Origin of the sequence: Streptomyces griseoflavus, from assembly GCF_014649995.1 — a bacterium.
GTDB lineage: Bacteria > Actinomycetota > Actinomycetes > Streptomycetales > Streptomycetaceae > Streptomyces > Streptomyces griseoflavus.
Genome location: NZ_BMUC01000001.1, coordinates 1,050,161 through 1,070,831, shown reverse-complemented (window position 1 = coordinate 1,070,831; position 20,671 = coordinate 1,050,161). Strand labels below are relative to the sequence as shown.

The following is a 20,671-nucleotide window of genomic DNA, read 5'->3' as shown; positions in this document are numbered from 1 at the left end:
CGACCCTACGACAACTTCCTTTGCGCCAACACCCGTTCATGACCGATATTCACCGGTTGGCCACGTTTCCGTTGCGGCCGGTGCCGGGCCGGGTGTCGCGCATACTGGGGCCTTCCGATGAACGTCTGCCGCGAGGAGCCGAGTTGCCGTTCACGCTGAGCCACGCGGCGGCGGTCCTGCCGGCCGTGCGCACCGACGGGAGCGGCCGGGGCGCGCTGGTCCCCTCCGTGCTCGTCGCGGGCAGTTTCGCTCCCGACATGACCTATTACGCGGCGAGTGTCCTGCCGGGGGCGATGGAGTTCGGCGAGGTGACGCACGACTTCCGGGGTGTGTTCACGGTCGACGTGCTCATCGCCTGGGCGCTGGTGGGACTGTGGCTGCTGGTGCGCGAGCCGCTGGTGGCGCTGGTGCCGCGGGCGCGGCAGGGGCGGCCGGCGGCGCTGGTGCGCTGCGGGGCGCCGCGGGCGCGCGTCCGTCCCTCGCTGGTGGGGCGCTGGTACGTCTCGGCGGTGCTGGGGGCGTCGACGCACGTGGTGTGGGACGCGTTCACGCATCTCGACCGGTGGGGGATGCGGGTGTTCCCCGTCCTGGGCGAGGAGTTCGCGGGGTCGCCGCTGTACTGGTACCTGCAGTACGGCGGTTCGGCGGTGGCCGCGGTCGTGATCGCGCTGTTCGTGGCGCGGGCGCTGCGCCGGACGGGGCCGGCGGCGGAGGAGAGCGCGGGGGCCGCGGCCGGGCCGGTGGGGGTGCCGGTGCTCTCCGGTGCCGACCGGTGGGCGGCCGTGGCGCTGCTCGGCGGGTGCGCGGTGGCGGGGGCGGTGCAGCGGGCCTCGCGGTGGTGGGCCTACTGGGGGTCGGCCGCGAAGCCCTGGGAGCTGATCCCCACGGTGTGCTTCGGCGCGGGCGCGGGGCTGGTCCTCGCGCTGCCGTTGTACGCGCTGGCGGTCAGGGCGTGGCGTCCGGCCACCCCGGCCACGGCGGAGCGGGCAGGACCCGGCACGCGGCGGCCGGACCGTACTGCCGCACGCTGAGGGTCTCGCTCGCCGCCACGAACACGGTGACGGTGCGGACGGGGCGGGGACGCGGCAGCAGGCTCACCACGAGGGTGAGACGGGCGCGGGCCAGTTCGGCCCACAGCCGCCAGGGTGGCTGCTCGCCGGTGGTCGTGCGGTGGCCTCTCCGGCGGCCGAGGACCGCGGTGGCGTTGCGGAGCACGGTCGCGAGGGTGGCGGGGACGCGGGCGGTGCTCGCGGCGGCCGCGAAGACCGGAACCGGCGGGAACGCCTCGGGACCGCGTCCGTCGGCGCCGTCCCGCGGGGGTGCCGCGGTGCGGTGAAGCATGCGTATACCCATGCGTCGCATCCTGTCGGCCAACCCGGCCGACGGCGTGCCCGCGGGGTCCACGCGGGTGAAGCCCTCTCCGGCGGCTGCCGCCCGGCCGCTCCGTGATGGGCAGCGGTCTGTTCCGTAAAGTCCGACCCCTCCGGAACCCGGCCGTCGCCCCCGCTGCGGAGACACGCCGTTGCGGCAGTCCTGCCGCGACGGGGCCGCACCCGCGTGACCGGCCGCTGTCACGGCGGGCGGCGAGCGGCCCCCGGTGGCGGCCGCCGGCCGTCCGACGCCGGGGTAGTCGCGCCGCCGCCCGGCGCGGGCGGCCGGGCGCCGCGGGTTTCACCGTGGTGCCCGGCCGCCGTCGCGGCGGGAGCGAGCGGTCGGGTCAGTGGGCTGCGGACTCCCAGTCGGGGCCCGCGCCCACGGAGACGCCCAGGGGGACCCGGAGCTGGACGGCCGAGGCCATCTCGCGGCGGACCAGGTCCTCCACCGTGGCGCGTTCCCCGGGGGCGAGTTCCAGGACGATTTCGTCGTGGACCTGGAGGAGCATGCGGGAGCGCAGGTCCGCCTCGCGCAGGGCGCGGTCCACGTTCAGCATGGCGATCTTGACGATGTCCGCCGCCGTCCCCTGGATCGGCGCGTTGAGCGCCATGCGCTCGGCCGCCTCGCGGCGCTGCCGGTTGTCGCTGTTGAGGTCGGGCAGGTAGCGGCGGCGGCCGAACAGGGTCGCCGTGTAGCCCGTCGCCCTCGCCTCGTCGACGACCCGGCGCAGATAGTCCCGGACGCCGCCGAAGCGCTCGAAGTACGCGTCCATCAGGGCGCGGGCCTCCGCCGCCTCGATGTTCAGCTGCTGGGACAGGCCGAACGCCGACAGACCGTACGCCAGGCCGTACGACATCGCCTTGATCTTGCGGCGCATCTCCGCGTCCACCGCGGACTGCTCCACGGAGAACACCTGCGCCGCCGCCGTGGTGTGCAGGTCCTCGCCCGAGGTGAACGCCTCGATGAGGCCCGCGTCCTCCGAGAGGTGCGCCATCACGCGCAGTTCGATCTGACTGTAGTCCGCGGTGAGGAGCGACTCGAAGCCCTCGCCGACGACGAAGCCGCGGCGGATCGCGCGGCCCTCGTCCGTGCGGACCGGGATGTTCTGCAGATTGGGGTCCGTGGAGGACAGACGGCCCGTCGCGGCGACGGTCTGGTTGAACGTGGTGTGGATGCGGCCGTCCGCGGCGATCGTCTTGATCAGGCCCTCGACCGTGACGCGCAGCTTCGCCTGCTCACGGTGACGGAGCATGATCACCGGCAGTTCGTTGTCGGTCTGGCCCGCCAGCCAGGCCAGCGCGTCCGCGTCGGTGGTGTAGCCGGTCTTCGTCTTCTTCGTCTTCGGCAGCGCCAGCTCACCGAAGAGGACCTCCTGGAGCTGCTTGGGCGAGCCCAGGTTGAACTCGTGCCCCGCCGCCGCGTGGGCCTCCTTCACCGCCTGCTGCACGGCGCCCGCGAACATCTGCTCCATCGCCTGCAGGTGCTCACGGTCGGCCGCGATGCCGTGCCGCTCCATGCGGGCCAGCAGCGCGGACGTGGGCAGCTCCATGTCACGGAGCAGGTCCGCCGCGCCCACCTCCTCCAGGCGGGCCTCGAAGGCCTCGCCGAGGTCGAGGACGGCGCGGGCCTGCACCATCAGCGCCTCGGCCTCCGCGCCGTCGTCCGCGCCGAAGGCGAGCTGCCCGTCGGGCGCGGAGGCGGGTGCCAGCTCGCGGTGCAGGTACTCCAGGGACAGCGCGTCCAGGTCGAAGGAGCGGCGGCCCGGCTTCACCAGGTACGCGGCGAGCGCGGTGTCCATGGTGACGCCCTCGATGGTCCAGCCGTGTTCCGCGAAGACACGCATCGCGCCCTTGGCGTTGTGGAACACCTTGGGGCGCTCCGCGTCGGCGAGCCACGCGGTGAGCGCCCGCTCGTCGGCCTCGTCCAGCTCGGAGGGGTCGAACCAGGCGGCCGGTCCGGCGGCCGTGGCCAGCGCGATCTCGGCGACGGAGCCGGTGCCCAGCGCCCAGGTCCCGACGGTGGCGACCCCGAGGGGGCCGGTGCCGTGCTCGGCGAGCCAGGCGGTCAGCTCGCCGGTGCCCAGGACGGTGCCGTCCAGCTCCACACCCTCGGTGACGACCGGGGTGGCCTCGGCCTCCTCGGCGCCCGGGTCGACGGCGAACAGCCGCTCGCGCAGCGAGGGGTTCCTGATCTCCAGGGTGTCCAGGATCATCGCCACGGCCTTGCGGTCGTAGGCGGCGCGCTCCAGGGCGAGGACGCCCCTGGACAGCTCGACCCGGCGCTCCAGCTCGGTGAGCCTGCGGTTGAGCTTGACGGACTCCAGGTGGTCGCGCAGGTTCTGCCCGGCCTTGCCCTTGACCTCGTCGACGCGCTCGACGAGCTCGGCGAAGGAGCCGAACTGGTTGATCCACTTCGCGGCGGTCTTCTCGCCGACGCCGGGGATACCGGGCAGGTTGTCGGACGGGTCGCCGCGCAGCGCGGCGAAGTCGGGGTACTGGGCGGGGGTCAGGCCGTACTTCTCGAAGACCTTCTCCGGGGTGAACCGGGTCAGCTCGGAGACGCCCTTCGTGGGGTAGAGCACGGTGGTGTGCTCGGAGACCAGCTGGAAGGAGTCGCGGTCCCCGGTGACGATCAGCACCTCGAAGTCCTCGGCCTCGGCCTGGGTGGCGAGGGTGGCGATGACGTCGTCGGCCTCGAAGCCCTCGACGGCGAAGCGCTGCGCGTTCATCGCGTCGAGCAGCTCGCCGATCAGCTCGACCTGGCCCTTGAACTCGTCGGGGGTTTTGGAGCGGTTCGCCTTGTACTCGGTGAACTCCTCGGAGCGCCATGTCTTGCGGGAGACGTCGAAGGCGACCGCGAAGTGGGTGGGTGCCTCGTCACGGAGCGTGTTGGCCAGCATCGACGCGAAGCCGTAGACGGCGTTGGTCGGCTGGCCCGTCGCGGTGGTGAAGTTCTCCGCGGGCAGCGCGAAGAACGCGCGGTACGCGAGTGAGTGCCCGTCCATGAGCATCAGGCGGGGACGGGAGCCGCCGGGGGTCTGGTCGCTCTTCTTCGATGCTGTCTCTGCCACATGTCCGATCCTGCCATGGGTCACTGACAGCCGGTCCCGGCCGCCTGCGGCACCGGGTCCCCGACGCTCCCGCTCCCCCGGGGGGCCGGGCCCCTGGCCTCCCCGCCGGGGGCGGGCCCTTCGCGCAGGTGCCGCGTGGCAGGATCGGAGGCGTACCTCACACGTGTGCGTGGACAGGAGTGCGCGATGGCAACGAAGCCGCCCCAGGGCGATCCGGTTCAGGACGCGCCGCAGGTCGCCGGGCCGCAACGGGCGGCGGCCGGGCTCCCCGCGATCGGGCACACCCTGCGCATGGCCCACCAGCAGATGGGCGTGCGGCGCACGGCGCTGACACTGCTCGGCGTGAACCAGAAGGACGGCTTCGACTGCCCGGGCTGCGCCTGGCCGGAGCCGGAGCACCGGCACAGGGCGGAGTTCTGCGAGAACGGGGCGAAGGCCGTGGCCGAGGAGGCCACCCTGCGCCGGGTCACCCCCGGGTTCTTCGCCGCGCACCCGGTCGCGGACCTGGCCGGCCGCAGCGGTTACTGGCTGGGGCAGCAGGGCCGGCTGACGCACCCCATGTACCTCCCCGAGGGCGGGACACACTACGAGCCGGTGACCTGGGAGCGGGCGTTCGACATCGTCGGCGAGGAGATCGCGGCCCTCGGTTCCCCGGACGAGGCCGTCTTCTACACCTCCGGCCGCACCAGCAACGAGGCCGCGTTCCTCTACCAGCTGTTCGCCCGTGAGCTCGGCACCAACAACCTGCCGGACTGCTCCAACATGTGTCACGAGTCGTCGGGCTCGGCCCTGTCGGAGACGATCGGCGTCGGCAAGGGCAGCGTGCTGCTGGAGGACCTGTACCAGGCCGATCTGATCATCGTCGCGGGGCAGAACCCCGGCACCAACCACCCGCGGATGCTGACCGCCCTGGAGAAGGCCAAGGCCAACGGCGCGCGGATCGTCAGCGTCAACCCGCTGCCCGAGGCGGGCCTGGAGCGGTTCAAGAACCCGCAGACCGCCAGGGGACTCGCCGCCGGCACCGCCCTGACCGACCTGTTCCTGCAGATCCGCCTCGGCGGCGACCAGGCCCTCTTCCGTCTCCTCAACAAGCTGATCCTGGACACGCCGGGCGCGGTGGACGAGGAGTTCGTACGCGAACACACGCACGGCTTCGAGGAGTTCGCCGCGGCCGCGGGTGCCGCCGACTGGGCGGACACGCTCACCGCGACCGGCCTGACGCGCGGGGACATCGAGCAGTGCCTGCGGATGGTCCTCGCGTCCGAGCGCGTCATCGTCTGCTGGGCGATGGGCCTCACCCAGCACAAGCACTCCGTGCCCATGATCCGGGAGATCGTCAACTTCCTCCTGCTGCGCGGCAACATCGGCCGGCCGGGCGCGGGTGTGTGCCCGGTGCGCGGGCACTCCAACGTGCAGGGCGACCGCACCATGGGCATCTTCGAGCGGCCCGCGCCGGCGTTCCTGGACGCCCTGGAGAAGGAGTTCGGCTTCGCGCCGCCGCGCGAGCACGGATACGACGTGGTGCGGGCCATCCGCGCCCTGCGGGACGGCCACGCGAAGGTCTTCTTCGCCATGGGCGGCAACTTCGTCTCCGCCTCCCCCGACACGGAGGTCACCGAGGCGGCGATGCGCCGGGCCCGGCTGACGGTGCACGTGTCGACCAAGCTGAACCGCTCGCACACCGTCACGGGCGCGCGTGCGCTGATCCTGCCGACGCTGGGCCGCACCGAACGCGATGTGCGGGGCGGCCGTGAGCAGTTCGTGACGGTCGAGGACTCGATGGGCATGGTGCACGCCTCGCGGGGCCGGCTCGAACCGGCGAGCGGGCAGCTGCTGTCCGAGCCGGCCATCGTGTGCCGGCTGGCCCGCCGTGTCCTCGGCGAGCGCAGCACGGTGCCGTGGGAGGAGTTCGAGCGGGACTACGCGGCGATCCGGGACCGCATCGCGCGGGTGATCCCCGGCTTCGAGGACTTCAACGCGCGTGTGGCGCGCCCCGGGGGCTTCGCGCTCCCCCACGCGCCGCGCGACGAGCGGCGCTTCCCCACGGCCACCGGCAAGGCCAACTTCACCGCCGCGCCGGTGGAGTACCCGAAGCTGCCGGAGGGCCGGCTGCTGCTGCAGACGCTCCGCTCGCACGACCAGTACAACACCACGATCTACGGCCTCGACGACCGCTACCGGGGGATCAGGAACGGCCGCCGGGTGGTGCTGGTGAACCCGGAGGACGCGCGGGAGCTGCGGCTGGCGGACGGCGCCCACGTCGACCTGGTCGGCGAGTGGAAGGACGGTGTCGAGCGCAGGGCGCCAGGTTTCCGGGTCGTGCACTACCCGACCGCGCGGGGCTGCGCGGCGGCGTACTACCCGGAAACGAACGTCCTGGTGCCGCTGGACGCCACCGCGGACACCAGTAACACCCCGGCCAGCAAGTCGGTGGTGGTGCGTCTGGAACAATCGGCGACCGACTGAGCGTTCGCTCACCAGTCAGCCGTACGACGCACGACGAGACGAATGGAGCCCGGCCCATGGGAGAGCAGCAGCAGGTGAAGTTCCCGCAAGGGGTCATCGACGAGTACGCCGCGCTCGGTGTGGACCTTCCGGCGCTGTTCTCGGCGGGCCATCTGGGCACCCGGATGGGCGTGCAGATCCTGGAGGCGTCCGCGGACCGGGTGGTCGGGACGATGCCGGTGGAGGGCAACACCCAGCCGTACGGGCTGCTGCACGGCGGCGCGTCGGCGGTGCTGGCCGAGACGCTGGGGTCGGTGGGCTCGATGCTGCACGGGGGCAGCTCCAAGATCGCGGTCGGTGTCGACCTCAACTGCACGCACCACCGGGGCGTGCGCTCCGGACTGGTCACCGGGGTGGCCACGCCGGTGCACCGGGGGCGGTCGACGGCGACCTACGAGATCGTCATCACCGACGAGGCGGACAAGCGGGTGTGCACCGCGCGGCTGACCTGTCTGCTGCGCGACGTGAACCCCGGGGACGCGCAGCCGGCGGCGGGCTGACCGCCGCCGCCTCACGGGAGCAGCGCGCCCGGCCGGCGCGCCCGCACCACAACTCCCGCCGCCCGCACCGCCATCGCCTCCGGCGGGCGGGCGGCCCGGTCGCCGTTCCGGCGCGGTGGCGGCACGCCCGCACCACAACTCCGCCCGCCCGCACCGCCATTGCCTCCGGCGGGCGGGCGTCCTAGGTTCGGGGCATGCGACGGGGAGGCACCTCTCGGGCATGGGCGGGGGCACGGGCCGGGGCGATCGCCTCGGCCCTCGTGGCCGTGTGGGCGGTGGCCGGGTGTGGGACGGCGGATTCCGGCCACGCGCGGGAGGCGGGCCCGTCCGCCTCACCGTCACCCCGGGTGACGTCCGACGAGGACCTGTGCACCGAGATCGTCGGCCACTGGTCGCGCGAGGTGCTCGACGGCCGCGGCTACGGCGACTACCAGTCGATGGGGCTGTCCGGCGGCCAGTACGACATCCTGCGCGAGGTGGTCGATTCCGCACGCGCCGCCCGGCGCCAAGGGCAGGCGGACATCGGACAGTTGATCGACCGTGAGGCGCGCGGGGGCTGCGTCGCGTGGTACCGCTCCGGCGGGCCCGGCGAGGGGCCCTGGCAGTGAGCGGGGTGGGGCCCGTCGAGCCGGGCGAGGGCACTCACGTCCAGGACGTCCCGCCCGCGCCCCGGCTCCGACGCGGGGCTGCCGCACGGTACGCGGAGGAGCACCGCAGGGCCGTGGCAGGCGCGTTCCTCGTGGTCGCCGTCCTCGCGGGCGGTGGCTCCCTCTATGTCACCCGGCCCCGGAGCGAGCCGCCGCCGGTCCCTCCGTACCCGAACCAGGTGACCGCCGTCGAGTATCTGTATCCGCAGGTCACGGACGCCGAATCGACCCCGCGCAGCTTCACTTTCGCCGTGGAGGTGACCACGGAATCCGGCCCTCCGGTCACCGTCGTCAGGATTTCCCAGCCGTACGCGGGCCTGTCCGTGACCTCCAGTCCCCGCACACCATTCCGGACAAAATCCGGATCACCCCGCAAGATCACCCTGACCATGCGGGTGACAGAATGCGGAAAAGTGCCACGGAATGCCGGACTCCCTTTCCTGGATGTAACGCTGCGTAATACGCGCGCAATGCAGGCGCACAGCTTCATCCTCGGCCCCCAGTACGCACAGGACCTCTCCCGGGCCCTACAGGTAGCCTGCAGCAACGATTCCCGGTAATCACCAAAACCGCTGATACACCTGAACCAACCCTGCCGGGTCCTGCGGTTTCTCACCATGCGGACAGAACAAAACGGCGAGAATTCTGCTCTTCCCCCCACTCAGTACCGCTCTGCAATACGTCGTGTCATAACAAGAGCGTCACAGCCTTGGCCAGAGTCTCCTCCGCATTCCCCACCCGCGCTTAGAGTCACGGCCAGTCACCGCGCCGCCTGATTCTCATTCGGCCCAGCGCTCGACTCGGCCGCTTCCACCGGGAGGCGGCTGTCTGGGGAAAGGACTGGATCGTGCGTCAACGTTCGCTCATCGCCATCACCGCCGCCCTGGCGGCGGGTGCACTCACCCTCACCGCCTGCGGTTCACGCGACGACGACGGCGGTGGCAGCTCGGACTCCGGCAACGGTGGCACCACCGTGGTCATCGGTGTCGACGCGCCGATGACCGGCGACCTGTCCGCGCTGGGCCTCGGCATCAAGAACTCCGTGGACCTCGCGGCCAAGACCGCCAACAAGGACAAGTACGTCGAGGGCGTCACCTTCAAGATCGAAGCCCTCGACGACCAGGGCCAGGCCTCCGTCGGCCAGCAGAACGCCACCAAGCTCGTCGCCAACGACGACGTCCTCGGTGTCGTCGGGCCGCTGAACTCCTCCGTCGGCGAGGCCATGCAGAAGGTCTTCGACACCGCCAAGCTGGTCGAGGTGTCGCCCGCCAACACCAACCCCGCCCTGACCCAGGGCGTGAAGTGGCAGACCGAGAAGGTCCGGCCGTACAAGTCGTACTTCCGCACCGCGACCACGGACGCCATCCAGGGCCCGTTCGCCGCGCAGTACGTCTTCAACGAGGCCAAGAAGAAGAAGGTCTTCGTCATCGACGACAAGAAGACCTACGGCGCCGGCCTGGCCGCCACCTTCACCGAGGAGTTCAAGAAGCTCGGCGGCGAGGTCGTCGGCACCGAGCACATCAACCCCGACAGCAAGGACTTCAACGCCGTCGCGACCAAGGTCAAGAACAGCGGCGCCGACGTCGTCTACTACGGCGGCGAGTACCCGCAGGCCGGCCCGCTGAGCAAGCAGATCAAGGAAGCCGGCGCCAAGATCCCGCTGGTCGGCGGTGACGGCATCTACAGCGCCGACTTCATCAAGCTGTCCGGTGCCGCCGGCACCGGCGACCTGGCCACCTCCGTCGGCGCGCCCGTGGAGGAGCTGCCCTCCGCCAAGGAGTTCGTCGCCAACTACAAGGCGGCCGGCTACAAGGAGGCCTTCGAGGCGTACGGCGGCTACTCCTACGACTCCGCCTGGGCGATCATCGAGGCCGTCAAGAAGGTCGTCGAGGACAACGACGGCAAGCTCCCCGACGACGCCCGCGCCAAGGTCGTCGACGCCATGCAGAACGTCTCCTTCGACGGCGTGACCGGCAAGGTCTCCTTCGACGAGTTCGGTGACGCCACCAACAAGCAGCTCACCGTGTACTCCGTCAAGGACGGCAACTGGGCCACCGTGAAGTCCGGCACCTTCACCGGCTGACCGCCGCCCGTACCCCTCCCACGAGCCGCGCGGGGCGCTGTTCCACTGGCGCCCCGCGCGGACTCGCATCCGGCCCCATCCGTCGAATATTTTCCGAAAGTCTCGGAGGACATGCGGTGAACGAACTGCCGCAGCAGCTGGTCAACGGCCTGCTACTGGGATCCATGTACGGCCTGGTCGCCATCGGCTACACAATGGTCTATGGCATCGTCCAGCTCATCAACTTCGCCCACGGCGAGATCTTCATGGTCGGCGCCTTCGGCGCCATCACCGTCCATCTGTACGTCTTGCCCGACGGCACCTCCATCTGGGTCGCGCTGCCCCTGATGCTGCTGGGCGCCGTGATCGTCTCGGTCCTGGTCGCCATCGGAGCGGAACGGTTCGCCTACCGCCCCCTGCGCGGCGCGCCCCGCCTGGCACCGCTCATCACGGCCATCGGCCTCTCCCTCGCGCTCCAGCAGGCCGTCTGGGCCTTCTACCCCGAGGCGAAGTCCAAGCTGGCCTTCCCGCAGATCGAGGGCGGCCCCTTTACCATCGGCGGCGCCACGATCCAGACCGGCGACATCTTCCTCCTCGTCGCCGCGCCCATCAGCATGGCCTTCCTCGCCTACTTCGTGATGCGCACCCGCACCGGACGCGGCATGCAGGCCACCGCGCAGGACCCCGACACCGCCAAGCTCATGGGTGTCAACACCGACCGCATCATCGTGATCGCCTTCGCCCTCGGCGCCGTGTTCGCCGCCGTCGGCGGTGTCGCGAGCGGTCTCAAGTACGGCCAGATCGACTTCAAGATGGGCTTCATCCTCGGCCTCAAGGCCTTCACCGCGGCAGTCCTCGGCGGCATCGGCAACATCTACGGAGCCATGATCGGCGGCCTGGTCCTCGGCGTCGTCGAGACCCTGGCCACCGCCTACATCGCCGACATCCCCGGCCTGCACCAGTTCGGCAGCCAGTCCTGGGCCGAGGTCTGGGCCTTCATCCTCCTCATCCTCGTGCTGCTGTTCCGGCCACAGGGCCTGCTCGGCGAGCGCGTCGCGGACAGGGCGTGACACCGATGACCACAGACACCACCGCCACCACCCCCGTGGCCGCGCCCACCGCGAGCGCTCCCACCGGCCTCATCGGCATCCCCGCGCACCTCGGCCGCGCCCTCGCCACCGGCGGCAGCGTCCTCGCCGTCGTCTCCACCTTCCTCGCCTGGACCTGGACCGACGAGTTCCCCGGCGACCTCACCTTCTACGGCTACCCCGGCGGACTCCAAGTCCTCGTCCTCGTGGGCGGCCTGCTCGCCACGCTGTTCGGGCTCGCCTCCTACGGCGTCAAGGGCCTGGGCTGGCTCACCCCGGCCGGCGCCGACGCGGCCCTCAAGTACGCCGTGCTCGGCACCTTCGCCACCGCCTGGTACACCGTCCTCGCGATCAGCTTCCAGCTCGGCGGCCTCGTCAACCTCGAACCCGGCGGCTACCTCGTCGCGGCGGCGACGCTCATAGCCCTCCTCGGCGCGCTGGCCCTGCCCTTCGACCGGCCCGAGCCCGACCCCATCGACCCCGACGAGACGGGCTGGGAGCGGTTCAAGCACGAGGCCGGCCACGGCTGGGCCACCTTCCGGGCCGCCTTTGCCTCCGGTAGCCCGCGCCCCGTGCGCACCCTGCCGTCCTACGTCGAGATCCTGATCATCGTCGGCATCCTGGCGCTCGGTCTGATCGTCTTCACGTACGGCATCGGCACCGAGTACGACGAGCTCTTCGTCGGCTTCCTGATCACCGCCGGCTTCGGGTTCAGCGCCCTGAACCGCGCCGGTCTGATCGCCCACGCCTCGCAGATCAGCGCACGCCACACGAACATCACCGTCTGCGGTGCGTTCATCGCGGCGGCCTGTTTCCCCTTCACCCAGACCGACGACCAGTACGCCACCCTCGGCGTCTACATCCTCATCTTCGCCACGGTCGCCCTCGGTCTGAACATCGTCGTCGGACTCGCCGGCCTGCTCGACCTCGGTTACGTCGCCTTCCTCGGCGTCGGCGCCTACGCGGCGGCCCTCGTCTCCGGCTCCCCCAGCTCGCCCTTCGGCGTCCACTTCCCCTTCTGGGCCGCCGTGCTCGTCGGGGCCGTCGCCTCGCTGATCTTCGGCGTGCTGATCGGTGCCCCGACGCTGCGGCTGCGCGGCGACTACCTCGCCATCGTCACCCTGGGCTTCGGTGAGATCTTCCGCATCGCCGTCAACAACACCGACGGCACCTCCGGTCCCGACATCACCAACGGCTCCAACGGCATCGCGTCGATCCCGGACCTGAACATCTTCGGCTTCGACTTCGGGATCCAGCACGACATCGCCGGCTTCACCATCGGCCGGTTCGCCAACTACTTCTTCCTGATGCTGCTCATCACGGCCGTCGTCGTCCTCGTCTTCCGGCGCAGCGGCGACTCCCGCATCGGGCGCGCCTGGGTCGCCATCCGCGAGGACGAGACCGCGGCCCTCGCCATGGGCATCAACGGCTTCCGGGTCAAGCTCATCGCCTTCGCCGTCGGCGCGACCCTCGCCGGTCTCGCCGGAACCGTCCAGGCACACGTCACCTACACCGTGACGCCCGAGCAGTACCTGTTCGCCGGCACCACCCCGCCCAACTCCGCGTTCCTGCTCGCCGCGGTCGTCCTCGGCGGCATGGGCACCATCGCCGGACCCCTCATCGGAGCGGCGCTGCTCTTCCTGATCCCCAACAAGCTCCAGTTCCTCGGCGACTTCCAGCTCCTGGCCTTCGGTCTCGCACTCGTCCTGCTGATGCGTTTCCGTCCCGAGGGGCTCATCCCCAACCGGCGCCGCCAGCTGGAGTTCCACGAAGAGGCCGACGCGCCCACAGTCCTGAGCAAGACAGGGGCCTGACCACCATGACCACCGACACCACCACCAAGGACACCACCGCGGGCGCACCCGCCCCCGGTGACACCGTCCTCGACGCACGCGGCGTCACCATGCGCTTCGGCGGCCTCACCGCCGTCCGCGACGTCGACCTCACCGTCCGCAGCGGCGAGATCGTCGGCCTGATCGGCCCCAACGGCGCCGGCAAGACCACCTTCTTCAACTGCCTGACCGGTCTCTACATCCCCACCGAGGGCGAGGTCCGCTACAAGGACAAGGTGCTGCCGCCCAAGCCGTTCAAGGTCACGGCCGCCGGCATCGCCCGGACGTTCCAGAACATCCGGCTGTTCTCCAACATGACCGTCCTGGAGAACGTCCTCGTCGGCCGGCACACCCGCACCAAGGAGGGCTTCTGGTCGGCCGTCCTGCGCGGACCGGGGTTCCACCGGGCCGAGGCGGCCTCCCGGACCCGTGCCATGGAACTCCTGGAGTTCGTCGGCCTCGCCGAGAAGGCCGACCACCTCTCGCGGAACCTGCCCTACGGCGAGCAGCGCAAGCTGGAGATCGCCCGTGCCCTCGCCAGCGACCCCGGTCTGCTGCTCCTCGACGAGCCCACCGCCGGTATGAACCCCCAGGAGACCCGGGCGGCCGAGGAGCTCATCTTCGCCATCCGCGACCAGGGCACCGCGGTCCTCGTGATCGAGCACGACATGCGGTTCATCTTCAACCTCTGCGACCGCGTCGCGGTCCTCGTGCAGGGACAGAAGCTGATCGAGGGCGACCCGGCCACCGTCCAGGGCGACGAGCGCGTCATCGCCGCCTACATCGGTGAGCCCATGGAGAACGACCCCGGCGCCGCCGAAGCCGCCGAGGTCGAGGCCGCCGAAGCGGCGGCCGAAGCCGCGGCCGAGGCAGAGGCCGCCACGGACGCCGCGCCCGGCAAGGAGAACGACCGATGACCGCACTCCTCGAAGTCGAGGACCTCAAAGTCGCCTACGGCAAGATCCAGGCCGTCAAGGGCATCTCGTTCAGTGTCGAGGCGGGTGAGGTGGTCACCCTCATCGGCACCAACGGCGCCGGGAAGACCACCACGCTGCGCACGCTCTCCGGGCTCCTGAAGCCCGTCGGCGGCCAGATCAAGTTCAACGGCAAGTCGCTCAAGAAGATCCCCGCCCACAAGATCGTCTCCCTCGGGCTCGCCCACTCCCCCGAGGGGCGGCACATCTTCCCGCGCATGACCATCGAGGACAACCTCCGCCTCGGTGCTTTCCTGCGCGGCGACAAGGCGGGCATCGAGAAGGACATCCAGCGCGCCTACGACCTCTTCCCCATCCTCGGGGAACGCCGCAAGCAGGCCGCGGGAACCCTCTCCGGCGGTGAGCAGCAGATGCTAGCCATGGGCAGGGCCCTCATGTCCCAGCCCCAGCTCCTCATGCTCGACGAGCCCTCCATGGGTCTGTCGCCGATCATGATGCAGAAGATCATGACGACCATCGCCGAGCTGAAGGCCCAGGGCACCACCATCCTGCTCGTCGAGCAGAACGCCCAGGCCGCCCTGTCCCTGGCCGACCACGGCCACGTCATGGAGGTCGGCAACATCGTCCTCTCCGGCAGCGGCCGGGACCTGCTCCACGACGAGTCGGTCCGCAAGGCCTACCTCGGCGAGGACTGAGGCACCCGCACACGGCCGAGGCCCGCACCCCCCGCGACGGGGGGTGCGGGCCTCGGCCGTACGCCGTCCTAGCCCTTGGACGCCTTCTTCTCCTCGGCGTCGTCGATGACCGCCTGCGCCACCTGCTGCATCGACATCCGGCGGTCCATCGAGGTCTTCTGGATCCAGCGGAACGCGGCCGGCTCACTCAGCCCGTACTGCGTCTGGAGCACCGACTTGGCGCGGTCCACCAGCTTGCGCGTCTCCAGCCGCAGGCTCAGGTCCGCGACCTCGCGCTCCAGTTCCTTCAGCTCCGTGAACCGCGACACCGCCATCTCGATGGCCGGCACCACGTCGCTCTTGCTGAACGGCTTCACCAGGTACGCCATCGCGCCGGCGTCGCGCGCCCGCTCCACCAGGTCGCGCTGCGAGAACGCGGTCAGCATCAGCACCGGGGCGATGCTCTCCTCGGCGATCTTCTCGGCCGCCGAAATGCCGTCCAGCTTGGGCATCTTCACGTCGAGGATCACCAGGTCGGGCCGGTGCTCGCGCGCCAGCTCCACGGCCTGCTCACCGTCACCGGCCTCACCGACGACGGTGTACCCCTCCTCCTCCAGCATCTCTTTGAGATCGAGCCGGATCAGGGCCTCGTCCTCGGCGATGACGACGCGCGTCGTCATCGGAGGAACGTGCGACTTGTCCTCGTCGGGCACGTCTGCGGGCTGGGGCGACTCGGGGGCGCTCACTCTGGGCTCCTTGATGCGGGGCAGGCCGGTACTGCTGACAAGAGCGTACCCAGCTGCGATAAGGTGGGGACACGGCGGGTAACCGTCGACCTTCGTTTTGTAGGGCGCCCCGGTAGCCCAGCGGTAGAGGCAATGGTCTCAAACACCATCCAGCGTCGGTTCGAATCCGACCCGGGGTACTTTTCCTCTGTATTCAAGGTCACCATTTAATGGCGGATGTTCACCTTTTGGGTGAACATCCGCTTTTGTCGTGTGTCCTGCGTGAAAGCGCCGCGACCCTTCGCCCCGGGGCCGTCGTCCCCTGCCCGGCCGCCCTCTACGCGGGGCTGTCGTCCTCACCGATGTGGTGGACGCGCACGAGGTTCGTGGACCCCGGAACGCCCGGCGGGGAGCCGGCCGTGATGACGACCGTGTCGCCCACCGCGCAGCGGGCGTAGCCGATGAGCAGCTCGTCGACCTGCTCGACCATCGCGTCCGTGGAGTTCACATGCGGGCCGAGGAAGGTCTCCACGCCCCAGGTCAGGCTGAGTTGGGAGCGGGTGGCCGGATCAGGGGTGAAGGCGAGCACCGGGATCGGGGAGCGGTAGCGGGAGAGGCGGCGGGCGGTGTCACCGGACTGGGTGAAGGCCACCAGGAACCTCGCGCCGAGGAAGTCGCCCATCTCGGCCGCCGCACGGGCGACCGCACCGCCCTGGGTACGGGGCTTGTTGCGCTCGGTGAGGGGCGGCAGCCCCTTGGCGAGGATGTCCTCCTCGGCCGCCTCCACGATGCGCGCCATGGTGCGGACGGTGTCGACGGCGTGCTTGCCGACGCTGGTCTCGCCGGAGAGCATCACGGCGTCGGTGCCGTCGATGACGGCGTTGGCGACGTCGGACGCCTCGGCGCGGGTGGGGCGGGCGTTGTCGATCATCGAGTCGAGCATCTGGGTGGCGACGATGACCGGCTTGGCGTTGCGCCGGGCGAGCTTGATCGCGCGCTTCTGGACGATGGGCACCTGCTCCAGGGGCATCTCGACCCCGAGGTCCCCGCGGGCGACCATGATGCCGTCGAAGGCGGCCACGATGTCGTCGATGCTCTCGACGGCCTGGGGCTTCTCGACCTTGGCGATGACGGGGAGACGGCGGCCCTCCTCGTCCATGATGCGGTGGACGTCCCTGATGTCGCGCCCGCTGCGGACGAAGGAGAGGGCGACGACGTCGAAGCCGGTGCGCAGGGCCCAGCGGAGGTCGTCCTCGTCCTTCTTGGACAGGGCGGGGACGGAGACGGCGACGCCGGGGAGGTTGAGGCCCTTGTGGTCGGAGACCATGCCGCCCTCGACGACGCGGGTGCGCACCCGGGGGCCGTCGACGGCGGTGACCTCCAGGGTGACCTTGCCGTCGTCGACGAGGATGCGCTCACCGGTGGTGACGTCCTCGGCGAGTCCCGCGTAGGTGGTGCCGCAGCCGTGGCGGTCGCCTTCGGCGCCCTCCTCGACGGTGATGGTGAAGGTGTCGCCGCGTTCGAGGAGTACGGGTCCTTCGGTGAATCGGCCGAGCCGGATCTTCGGGCCTTGGAGGTCGGCGAGGAGGCCGACGCTGCGGCCGGTCTCGTCGGCGGCCTTGCGCACCCGGTGGTAGCGGTCCTCGTGCTCGGCGTGCTCGCCGTGGCTGAGGTTGAACCGGGCCACGTCCATTCCGGCGTCGACCAGCGCCTTGATCTGGTCGTACGAGTCGGTGGCGGGCCCCAGGGTGCAGACGATTTTCGCTCGGCGCATGGTGCGAGCCTAGGGCTTACCGGCGGGTAGCGATCTGGTGGCGCGTGACGACTCAACGACCGGCCGATGAAGGGTTATTGACAAGTGTTGAATTGTGCACCCGTCCGCTCCGATGAGCACGCGGACACCGGTTCCGGACAGCACTCGGCCGAGTTCGCCCTCACCGTATTCACAACCCGCGGGGACTGTTCCGGTCGACGTGTTCAGGTCAGAATCGTCGGGCGAATCTACGCGCGTTGTTCGTTGTGGTGCGAGAGGAACCTGACATGGCGTTGAACCGCCGGAAGTTCTTGACGAGGTCCGCCGTGACGGGGGCGGGGGTGACGCTGGCGGGCGCTGCGGCGGCTCCCGCGGCCGCGGCGGCCGGGGCGGGACGGGGGAGGAAGCCGGTGAAGCGGTACGCGCTGACCGTGATGGGCACGACCGACCTGCACGGGCACGTCTTCAACTGGGACTACTTCAAGGACGCCGAGTACACCGACGCGGCCGGCAACGCGCAGGGCCTCGCCCGGGTGTCGACGCTGGTCGACCGGATCCGTGAGGAGAAGGGCCGGGAGAACACGCTGCTGCTGGACGCGGGCGACACCATCCAGGGCACGCCCCTGACGTACTACTACGCGAAGGTCGACCCGATCACCGCCGAGGGCGGCCCGGTGCACCCGATGGCACAGGCGATGAACGCGATCGGGTACGACGCGGTGGCGCTCGGCAATCACGAGTTCAACTACGGCATCGAGACGCTGCGGAAGTTCGAGGAGCAGTGCGACTTCCCGCTGCTGGGGGCCAACGCGCTGGACGCGAGGACGCTCAAGCCGGCCTTCCCCCCATACTTCCTCAAGACGTTCCGGGTGAAGGGCGCTCCCCCGGTCAAGGTGGCCGTCCTGGGGCTGACGAACCCGGGGATCGCGATCTGGGACAAGGCGTACGTGCAGGGGAAGCTGACCTTCCCGGGCCTGGAGGAGCAGGCGGCGAAGTGGGTGCCGAAGCTGCGGTCGATGGGCGCGGACGTGGTCGTGGTGTCCGCGCACTCGGGTTCCTCGGGCACCTCGTCGTACGGCGACCAGCTGCCGTACGTGGAGAACGCGGCGGCGAACGTGGCGCGGCAGGTGCCGGGGATCGACGCGATCCTGGTCGGGCACGCGCACGCGGAGATCCCCGAGCTGCGGGTCACCAACGAGGTGACCGGCAGGGAGGTCGTGCTGTCGGAGCCGCTGTGCTACGCCGAACGGCTGTCGCTGTTCGACTTCGAGCTGGTCTTCGAGCGGGGCCGCTGGCGGGTGGAGTCGGTGCGGGCGTCGCTGCGCGACGCGGCCACCGTGCCGGACGACCCGGGGATCACCCGGCTGCTGCGTGACGAGCACGCCGAGGTGGTGGCCTACGTCAACCAGGTGGTGGGGTCGGCGACCGAGACGCTGACCACGGCACGGGCCCGCTACGAGGACGCGCCGATCATCGACCTGATCGGCAAGGTGCAGGAGGACGTGGTGCGGGCGGCCCTCGCGGGCACCGCGTACGCGTCGCTGCCGGTGCTGTCGCAGGCGTCGCCGTTCTCCCGCACCTCCGAGATCCCCGCGGGCGAGGTGACGATCCGGGACCTGTCGAGCCTGTACGTGTACGACAACACGCTGGTGGCGAAGCTGATGACGGGCGCCCAGGTCCGGGCGTACCTCGAGTACTCGGCGGAGTACTTCGTCCACACCCCGGCCGGGGCGCCGGTCGACGTCGAGCGGCTGACGAACGCGGGCGGCCGTCCCGACTACAACTACGACTACGTGTCGGGACTCCGGTACGAGATCGACATCGCCCGCCCGGCCGGGTCGCGGATCCGGAACGTCACCCACGACGGTGCCGCCCTCGACGACGCGCGGCAGTTCGTGTTCGCGGTGAACAACTACCGGGCGAACGGCGGCGGCGCGTTCCCGCACGTCGCGTCGGCGCGGGAGCTGTGGGCGGAGTCGACGGAGATCCGGACCCGGATCGCGGAGTGGGTGACGGACAAGGGTGTGCTGGACCCGGCGGACTTCGCTTCGGCGGACTGGAGGCTGACGCGGGACGGCACGCCGGTGTTCTGACCGCCGCCCGACGTCGCGGGTGACCTCAGGTCCCGTCCGCCAGGGGGGCGAGCCGTGCGGCTCGCCGGGCGGGCGGGACCTGACGCGTCCGGGGCTGCAGACCGAAGGTGGTGAAGGCGGTGCGCGCGGGGAGGGGGTAGACGGGCCGGCCGGCGACGTGGTTGAGGATCGTGGCGCTGCGCCAGGCGGCCAGTCCCAGGTCGGGGGCGCCCACGCCGTGGGTGTGGAGTTCGGCGTTCTGCACGTAGACGCCGCCGGTGATGACGCGGTCGAGGCCGAGGCGGAAGTGCGCGTCGATGCGGGGCCGGCCGGCGCGGTCGCGGCGCAGGTGCGGTTCGAGGGGGCCGAGGAGCCGGTCCAGGGGGCGCGCGCGGTGGCCGGTGGCGAGGACGACGGCGTCGGTGGTCAGGCGGGCGTGGGTCTGCTGGTGGGCGTGTTCGAGGTGGAGCTCGATCCGCGCGCGGTCGGTGCGGCGGGCGGCACGGACGTGCACGGCGGGGGTGAGGACGGTGTCGGGCCAGCCGCCGTGCAGGGTGCGCCGGTAGAGCTCGTCGTGGATGGCGGCGAGGGTGGCGGCGTCGACGCCCTTGTGGAGCTGCCACTGGGCGGGGACGAGCCGGTCGCGGACGGGTTCGGGCAGGGCGTGGAAGTAGCGGGTGTGGTCGGGGGTGAAGTGCTCGAGGCCGAGTTTGGAGTACTCCATGGGCGCGAAGGCCCCGGTCCGGCCGATCCAGTGCAGCCGCTCGCGGCCGGGGGGCCGCCGGCGCAGCAGGTCGAGGTAGATCTCGGCGCCGGACTGTCCGGTGCCGATGACGGTGACATGGCCCGCGGCGAGGAGGGTGTCGCGGTGGGTGAGGTAGTCCTCGGCGTGGACGACGGGGACGCCGGGGGTCTCGGCGAGGGGGCGCAGCGGCTCGGGCGTGAAGGGTTCGGTGCCGATGCCGAGGACGATGTTGCGGGCGTGGACGCGGCCGGTGGCGGCGGTGCGCCCGTCGGGGTCGAGCCGGGTGAACTCCGCCTCGAAGAGGGCGTGCCGGTGGTTCCAGCGGACGGTGTCGATGTGGTGGCCGAAGCGGAGCGAGGGGAGGTGGTCGGCGACCCAGCGGCAGTAGGCGTCGTACTCGGTGCGGCGGATGTGGAAGTGCTCGGCGAAGTAGAAGGGATAGAGCCGTTCGCGGGCTCTGAGGTGGTTGAGGAAGGTCCAGGGGCTGGTGGGGTCGGCGAGGGTGACGAGGTCGGCGAGGAAGGGGACCTGGACGGTGACGTCGTCGAGGAGCAGGCCGGGGTGCCAGCTGAAGCGGGGGCACCGGTCGTAGAAGGCGGTGCGCAGCGCGGGGACGGGGTCGGCGAGGGCGGCGAGGGAGAGGTTGAAGGGGCCGATGCCGATGCCGAGGAGGTCGCAGGGGGTGGTGG

Annotated in this window: 16 protein-coding genes and 1 tRNA gene; 12 read left to right on the top strand and 5 right to left on the bottom strand. The window is 70.9% G+C overall.

Translation table 11 applies throughout. From position 1 onward, the window contains the following. Positions 1-143: 143 nt before the first annotated feature. Positions 144-1,031 (top strand): DUF4184 family protein, encoded by an 888-nt coding sequence (locus IE172_RS04690; RefSeq protein WP_190095756.1) that lies wholly within the window; start codon positions 144-146, stop codon positions 1,029-1,031. On the opposite strand, the gene IE172_RS04685 is transcribed toward IE172_RS04690, so the two are convergent. Together IE172_RS04685 and polA are read right to left on the bottom strand one after the other, a co-directional pair. Further along, on the bottom strand, positions 946-1,353 hold the full coding sequence (locus IE172_RS04685) for a hypothetical protein (protein ID WP_229885768.1): 408 nt from the start codon (positions 1,351-1,353) through the stop codon (positions 946-948). The genes IE172_RS04690 and IE172_RS04685 overlap by 86 nt on opposite strands. Before the next feature lie 364 nt (positions 1,354-1,717). After that, positions 1,718-4,444 carry a DNA polymerase I gene (gene polA / locus IE172_RS04680; RefSeq protein ID WP_190095754.1) on the bottom strand — a complete coding sequence of 909 codons (2,727 nt, stop codon included), beginning with the start codon at positions 4,442-4,444 and terminating at the stop codon, positions 1,718-1,720. 186 nt (positions 4,445-4,630) lie between these two features. On the opposite strand from polA, the gene IE172_RS04675 reads away from it, so the two are divergent. From IE172_RS04675 to IE172_RS04635, 9 genes are all read left to right on the top strand, one after another. Next, a complete protein-coding gene (locus IE172_RS04675; protein ID WP_190095753.1) occupies positions 4,631-6,910 on the top strand; it encodes an FdhF/YdeP family oxidoreductase in 2,280 nt (759 codons plus the stop codon). Between the two features lie 56 nt (positions 6,911-6,966). After that, positions 6,967-7,449 (top strand): PaaI family thioesterase, encoded by a 483-nt coding sequence (locus tag IE172_RS04670; protein WP_190095752.1) that lies wholly within the window; start codon positions 6,967-6,969, stop codon positions 7,447-7,449. Between the two features lie 347 nt (positions 7,450-7,796). Then, positions 7,797-8,057: a hypothetical protein gene (locus IE172_RS35230; RefSeq protein ID WP_306432775.1), complete on the top strand. Its 261-nt coding sequence runs from the start codon at positions 7,797-7,799 to the stop codon at positions 8,055-8,057. Further along, positions 8,054-8,656, top strand: a complete 603-nt coding sequence (locus IE172_RS04660; protein ID WP_190095750.1) for a Tat pathway signal sequence domain protein — start codon at positions 8,054-8,056, stop codon at positions 8,654-8,656. Before IE172_RS35230 ends, IE172_RS04660 begins: the two co-directional genes overlap by 4 nt. A gap of 287 nt (positions 8,657-8,943) precedes the next feature. Then, on the top strand, positions 8,944-10,179 hold the full coding sequence (locus IE172_RS04655; protein WP_190095749.1) for a branched-chain amino acid ABC transporter substrate-binding protein: 1,236 nt from the start codon (positions 8,944-8,946) through the stop codon (positions 10,177-10,179). Positions 10,180-10,295: 116 nt separating this feature from the next. Next, the gene (locus IE172_RS04650) at positions 10,296-11,228 is read left to right on the top strand and encodes a branched-chain amino acid ABC transporter permease (protein WP_190095748.1); all 933 of its coding nucleotides are present in this window, start codon (positions 10,296-10,298) and stop codon (positions 11,226-11,228) included. A 5-nt stretch (positions 11,229-11,233) separates the two neighbouring features. Continuing rightward, on the top strand, positions 11,234-13,060 hold the full coding sequence (locus IE172_RS04645) for a branched-chain amino acid ABC transporter permease (RefSeq protein WP_190095747.1): 1,827 nt from the start codon (positions 11,234-11,236) through the stop codon (positions 13,058-13,060). Positions 13,061-13,065: 5 nt separating this feature from the next. Next, positions 13,066-13,995 (top strand): ABC transporter ATP-binding protein, encoded by a 930-nt coding sequence (locus tag IE172_RS35085; protein WP_190095746.1) that lies wholly within the window; start codon positions 13,066-13,068, stop codon positions 13,993-13,995. Further along, complete coding sequence (locus IE172_RS04635; protein WP_190095745.1) at positions 13,992-14,708, top strand: ABC transporter ATP-binding protein; 717 nt, start codon at positions 13,992-13,994, stop codon at positions 14,706-14,708. The genes IE172_RS35085 and IE172_RS04635 overlap by 4 nt, the downstream gene beginning before the upstream one ends. Before the next feature lie 68 nt (positions 14,709-14,776). On the opposite strand, the gene IE172_RS04630 is transcribed toward IE172_RS04635, so the two are convergent. Then, entirely contained in the window at positions 14,777-15,433 is a 657-nt protein-coding gene (locus tag IE172_RS04630) for an ANTAR domain-containing response regulator (RefSeq protein WP_190095744.1), read from the bottom strand. Between the two features lie 106 nt (positions 15,434-15,539). Between IE172_RS04630 and IE172_RS04625 the strand changes: the two genes are divergently transcribed. Then, a tRNA-Leu gene (locus IE172_RS04625) sits at positions 15,540-15,612 on the top strand. 137 nt (positions 15,613-15,749) lie between these two features. Here the strand turns inward: IE172_RS04625 and pyk are convergent. Next, complete coding sequence (gene pyk / locus IE172_RS04620) at positions 15,750-17,186, bottom strand: pyruvate kinase (RefSeq protein ID WP_190095743.1); 1,437 nt, start codon at positions 17,184-17,186, stop codon at positions 15,750-15,752. A gap of 266 nt (positions 17,187-17,452) precedes the next feature. Between pyk and IE172_RS04615 the strand changes: the two genes are divergently transcribed. Then, the gene (locus IE172_RS04615; RefSeq protein ID WP_190095742.1) at positions 17,453-19,258 is read left to right on the top strand and encodes a bifunctional metallophosphatase/5'-nucleotidase; all 1,806 of its coding nucleotides are present in this window, start codon (positions 17,453-17,455) and stop codon (positions 19,256-19,258) included. 25 nt (positions 19,259-19,283) lie between these two features. On the opposite strand, the gene IE172_RS04610 is transcribed toward IE172_RS04615, so the two are convergent. Continuing rightward, positions 19,284-20,671 (bottom strand): lysine N(6)-hydroxylase/L-ornithine N(5)-oxygenase family protein (locus IE172_RS04610; protein ID WP_229885767.1); only part of this gene is annotated, 1,388 nt, incomplete at its 5' end.